General features: G+C 72.1%; 2 protein-coding genes. Both read left to right on the top strand.

Going from position 1 to position 6,099, the window contains the following annotated elements; all coding sequences use genetic code 11:
* The coding region (locus GSF22_RS29280) for a SagB/ThcOx family dehydrogenase (RefSeq protein ID WP_208817147.1) at window positions 1–1,449 on the top strand (1,449 nt) is incomplete at its 5' end.
* A partial coding sequence (locus GSF22_RS29275) for a type I polyketide synthase (RefSeq protein ID WP_208817146.1) occupies window positions 1,449–6,099 on the top strand: 4,651 nt, incomplete at its 3' end. The genes GSF22_RS29280 and GSF22_RS29275, both read left to right, overlap by 1 nt.

Here is a 6,099-nt window from a genome sequence, read left to right as displayed (position 1 = left end):
TTTCAGGTCAAGGTTGGTGGTTATCGGATCGAGTTGGGTGAGATCGATAGTGCGTTGGTGTCGCATCCGGGGGTGCGGGCGGGGGCGGCTGTCGCGCTCGGTGACCGGCACCACCGCCGCCTGGTCGCCTGCCTGGTACCGGCCCACGGACCGACCGACGGACCCCGCTCGGCGGGGGCGCTGAGCCCGGACGCCGTCTCCGGCGACGGCCGCGCCGGAATGCTCTTCGACGAACTGGAGCGGGTCGAGTTCAAGCTCGCCCGGCACGGCGTCCGCACCGACCTCACCGCCGTGAGCGCCCCGGTGGAGCTGCCCGCCACCGCCGGCCCGCCCGTCCGGGCCAGCCAGCGCCGCTACGGCGACCGCCCGGTACCGCTCGCCGCGCTCGCCGCACTGCTGGAGTGCCTGCGCAGCCATGAGGGCGGGGCGATGCCCAAGCACGCGTACGCCTCCGCCGGCAATGCCTACGCGGTGCAGACCTACCTGCATGTCCAGGACGGCAGGGTCACCGGCCTGCCCGGCGGCGCCTACTACCACGATCCGGCCGCACATCAGCTGATCCCGCTCCGGCCCGGCGCCACCCTGTCCCGGGACCTGCGGTTCGGCGCGGACCAGCAGGCGCTCGACACCGCCGCCTTCACCCTGTTCCTGGTCGCCGACATGGACGCGATCCGCCCGCTCTACGGCGTGCGTGCGGCCCGTGACCTGTGCCTGATCGAGGCGGGCCTGATGTCGCAGCTGTTGGAGGACGCCAGCGCGGCCCACCACATCGGACTCTGTCAGCTCACCGTCGCCGGCGGCGCGGAGACCCTGAGCGAGCCGTTCCGCCTGGGCGACGGGCACGAGGTGCTGCACGCACTGCTCGGCGGTGCCCTGCTCCGCGCCGGCGAGCGGCCCGCCGAGCCCGTCGACCCCGCAGCCGGCCGTGCCCTGGTCGAGGACGTCCGTTCGTATCTCGCCGCACGCCTGCCCGAGTACCTGGTGCCGGGGCAGCTGGTCACCGTCGATCACCTGCCGCTCACCCCGACCGGGAAGGTGGACCGTGGCGCGCTGGCACACCTGGTCGCCGCGGAAAGCCGCGAGGCCGACACCACGCCGCCCGTCGGTGAACTGGAGACCACGATCGCGGGTGTGTTCCAGGAGGTGCTGGGGATCGACTCGATCGGCGTCGGGGTGCGCTTCTTCGATCTCGGCGCCGACTCCACGGCGATCGTCCGGGCCTTCCGGATCCTCCAGTCCAGACTGGCCCGCAGGTTCCCGCTGACCGCCATGTTCGAGCACGGTTCGGTCCGCGCCCTCGCGGCCGCGTTGTCCGACGACGCCGGCGTGGACGGCGGACGCACCGAGCTGCTCGCCGCGGCCCGGCACCGGGCGGGACTGACCAGGGCGGTCCGACGCAGGCAGCAGCCAACCAGAGGAGTACCGGCGACGCGGGAGGACAGGGCGTGATGGTCAACTCACCGACGAACAACGACATCGAGGCGGTCGCGGTCATCGGGCTGGCCGGACGCTTCCCCGGCGCGCCCACGGTCGACAGGTTCTGGGCCAACCTGCGTGCCGGCGTCGAATCGGTGGTGGAACTGGGCCGCGACGAACTGCTGGGTCGCGGCGCCGATCCCGACCAGGTCGGCGCCGACGCCTACGTGCGCAACGCCGTCCTGCTCGACGGGATCGAGCAGTTCGACGCCGGCTTCTTCGGCTACAGCCCGCAGGACGCGGCGATCCTCGACCCGCAGCACCGGCTCTTCCTCGAGTGTGCCTGGCACGCACTGGAGGATGCCGGTTGCCTGCCCGGCCGTTTCGACGGCAGCATCGGTGTGTTCGCCGGGGCCAGCATGTCCGGCTACCTGCTGGCGAACCTGCTCGGCGGTCGCGCGCTCGACGCGAGTCCGGACAGCCTGCGACTGCTCTTCGCCAACGACAAGGACTACCTGGCCACCCGGGTCAGCTACCAGCTCGACCTGCGCGGCCCCGCAGTCTCCGTGCAGACGGCCTGCTCGACCTCGCTGGTCGCGGTGCACCTGGCCGCGCAGGCGCTGTTGTCCTACGAGTGTGACGCCGCGCTCGCCGGCGGCGTCACCGTGCGCGTGCCACACGGCGTCGGCTACCGCTACCACGAGGGCTCGATCTTCTCCCCGGACGGTCATTGCCGACCGTTCGACGCGCGGGCGAACGGCACCACGGTCGGCTCCGGGGCGGGAGCCGTCGTGCTCAAACGGCTCACCGACGCCCTCGCCGACGGCGACCGCATCGACGCCGTGCTGCTCGGCAGCGCCATCAACAACGACGGCGCCAGCAAGGTCGGCTACACCGCCCCCAGCGTGTCAGGACAGGCCGAGGCCATCGCCGCCGCGCAGGCTCTCGCCGGGATCACCCCGGACACCGTCGGTGCGGTCGAGGCGCACGGCACCGGGACCCGGCTCGGCGACCCGATCGAGGTGGCCGCGCTGACCAAGGTGTTCGGTGACGGTTCGGACCGCTCCTCCCCGGTCCTGCTCGGCTCGGTGAAGTCCAACATCGGGCACCTCGACAGCGCCGCCGGCATCGCCTCCTTCATCAAGGCGGTCCTACAGCTGCGGCACGGCGAACTGGTGCCGAGTCTGAACTACACCGAACCCAACCCCGAGATCGACTTCGCACACAGCGCCTTCCAGGTGCCGGTCGAGACCACCGTCTGGAAGGCCAACGGGCACCCACGGCGCATCGGGGTCAGCTCGTTCGGTTTCGGCGGCACCAACGCGCACGCGGTCCTCGAGGAAGCACCACCGGCCCCGCCGGCCGGACCGTCGCGTCCGGTGCAGGTACTGACCGTTTCCGCGCGTACCAGGGCGGCACTGGACGAGCAGACCGACGTGCTGGCCGCAGCCCTGGCCGGGCCGGCGGCAGACCCGGTCGACCTGGCGGAGGTGGCCCGTACCCTGCAGACCGCGCGGCGGGAGTTCCCACACCGCCGTGTCGCGATCGTGCCCGGCGACGCCACTCCGGCCGGGGCGGCCGAGATCCTGGCCGGCCGCGACCCGGAGCGGGTGTTCGCGCGCAAGGCCGGTGCGGGGTCACTGTGTTGGCTCTTCCCTGGTCAGGGAAGCCAGTACCCCGGCATGGGCGCCGACCTCTACCGGGACCAGCGGGTGTACCGCGACGTCGTCGACGAGTGCGCGGCCCTGCTGCGCGACGACCTCGGCACGGATCTGCGGGAACTGCTCCAGCCGGTCGATCGGGCCGGGCCGGCTGCCGCGGACCGGCTACGGCAGACGAGGTTCACCCAGCCGGCGCTGTTCACCGTGCAGGTCGCGCTCGCCCGGCTACTGCAGAGCTGGGGCCTGCGCCCCGACGCGATGGTGGGACACAGCATCGGCGAACTGACCGCCGCGCACCTCGCCGGCGTCCTCGACCTGCCGGACGCGCTGCGGTTGGTCGCCGCCCGTGGCCGGCTCATGCAGGAGCAGCCGCCCGGCGCGATGCTCGCCGTCGCGCTGGGCGAGCGGGAACTGCGCGAGCGGTTGCCGCACCAGCTCTCCCTGGCCGCGGTCAACGGACCCGAGCTGTGTGTCGTGTCCGGCCCGCACGAGGACGTCTCACGATTCCGGGAGTCGCTGGGCGAGGTGCGCACCACCGCACTGCACACCTCACACGCCTTCCACTCGGCGATGATGGCCCCCGCCGTGGCCCGGGTCGAGCAGGTCGTCGCCGGCCTGACCCTGCACGCACCCACCCTGCGGTTCGCCTCCAACCGGACCGGCGGCTGGATCACCGTCGAGCAGGCCACCGATCCGTCGTACTGGGCCGGGCAGCTGCTGGACCCGGTGCGCTTCGCCGACGGCGTGGCGAACGTACCGCAAGGGTCGGCGTTTCTCGAGGTCGGGCCGGGTCACACGCTCACCTCCCTGGTCAAGGGCTGCCCGCAGGGACGGGACGCGGTGACCGCGACCACGCTGCGCGCCGCCGACGAGAACGGGGACGACTCCACCGTCCTCGCCACCGCGCTCGGACGGCTCTGGCTGGGCGGTGTCCCGGTCGACTGGGCCGCTGTGGACGAGCACGCCACACGCGGCCGTGCCCGGCTGCCCGGGTACGCCTTCCAGCGCCGCCGCTACTGGGTCGAACCAGCCGGTGCCGCCTCCGGGCCGACCGACCTCGCCACCCGCACCAGCGTTCCGGAGCCGTCGGCCGAGGACGGTGCGCTCGGCACCCGGCCGGAGCTCGACGCCGAGTTCGTCGCGCCGGAGACCGACCTGCAGCGGGCGCTCGCCGCCATCTGGGCGGAGCTGCTCGGCGTCGCGCCGGTCGGGCTGCACGACCCGTTCCTCGAACTGGGTGGACACTCGCTGCTCGGCGTCAAGGTCGTCCAGCGCATCGGTGACGAGCTGGGCATCACGATTCCGCTGCGGGAGATGATCGCCGCCAGGACGGTCGCCGGCCTGGCGGAGGTCGCCGAGGGACTCGGCGCCGCACCCGGGCGCACCTCGACCGGTCCGGCCGAGCTGCCGACGGCGGTACCCGCACCCCAGGCGCGGTACGAGCCGTTCCCGCTCAGCGAGATGCAACAGGCCCAGTGGATCGGCCGGCAGTCGAACTTCCAGCTCGGCAACGTGGCCGCCCAGGTCTACTTCGAGGTCGAAGCCGAGCAGGAGGTCGACCTGGACCGCCTGCAGGCGGCCTGGGAGGCCGTGGAGGCCCGGCACGACATGCTGCACGCCGTCGTCGACGGTGACGGCCGGCAGCGCGTCCTGCCCGACGCCGGCCCCTACCGGATCCAGCGGCTCGACCTGCGCAAGGAGAGTCAGGAGGCCGCGGAGGAACGGCTGGCCGACCTGCGCGAGAAGCTCTCCCACGGCATGCGGGATCCCGCCACGTGGCCCCTGTTCGACCTGATCGCCGTACGTCTGCCCAACGGCCGTACCCGGGTGGGCGCGTCGTTCGACCTGCTGATCGCGGACATCGGCTCGATCCGGATCGTGCTGCGGGACTGGGGCCGGGCCTATGCCGGCGCCGAGCTGACCCCGCTGGCGCTGTCCTACCGGGACTACGTGCTCGCTGCCGGCCGGATCCGGGACACCGACCTGTACCAGCGGTCCCTGGAGTACTGGCGCGGCAGGATCGCCGAACTGCCCCCCGCTCCGCAGCTGCCGCAGGTCCGCAACCCTGCCGAGATCACCTCGCCACGGTTCGTGGCCCGTGGGCGGCTACTGTCCCACGAAACCTGGGCGCGGTTCACCAGGCGTGCCGCCCAACACGGGCTCACCCCGTCGGCGGCGCTGCTCGGTGCCTACGCGACCGTGCTCGGTACCTGGTGCCGCGAGGGTGAGTTCACCATCAACGCGACCGTGGTGAACCGGTTCCCGTTGCACGAGGACGTCGACGAACTGGTCGGTGAGTTCGCCTCGTTCGACCTGGTACCGGTCGATCTGCGGCGCGGCACGTTCGCCGAGGTGGCCGCCGCTGCCCAGGACCGCAGCTGGGAGGATCTGGAGAACCGGTACGTCAACGGCGTCGAGGTGCTGCGCGAACTGGCCCGGGCCCGGGGCGGCACGGTCGGCGCGGCGATGCCCGTGGTGTTCACCTCCACCCTGGTGCAGGAGACCGAGGGTACCGGCGAGAGCCTGCTCGGCTGGCTCGGTGAGATCGTGCACGAGGGCGCGCAGACCCCACAGGTGTGGGTCGACGGCGCGGTGCTGCGCGTGCGCGACGGCATCTACCTGAGCTGGATCGGCGTCGACGAGATCTTCCCCGAGGACCTGCTCGGCGTGATGCTCGACGAGTACGTCCGCCTGCTGACCGACCTGACCGACTCCGACGAACGCTGGACCGCCCCGCCCCCGACGGTGCTGCCGGAGTCGCATCGTGCGTTGGTGGCGTCGGTGAACGATACCGGTGGTGTGGTTCCTGGTGGTTTGTTGCATGACCGGTTGGTGGCTCAGGCGTTGTGTTCGCCGGAGCGTCCGGCGGTTTTTGCCGGGGGTCGGGTTTTGACGTTTGGTGAGTTGTATCGGCGTGCGGTGGTGTTGGCGGCTGATTTGCGGGCCGGTGGTGTGGGTTCGGGTGAGTTGGTGGGTGTGTCGTTGCCTAAGGGTGCGGCGCAGGTGGTTGCGGTGGTGGGGG

Source organism: Micromonospora echinofusca, from assembly GCF_017614955.1.
Taxonomy (GTDB): Bacteria; Actinomycetota; Actinomycetes; order Mycobacteriales; family Micromonosporaceae; genus Micromonospora; species Micromonospora echinofusca_A.
The sequence above is the reverse complement of the archived record's forward strand: the minus strand, read 5'-3'. Positions and strand labels throughout refer to the sequence as shown.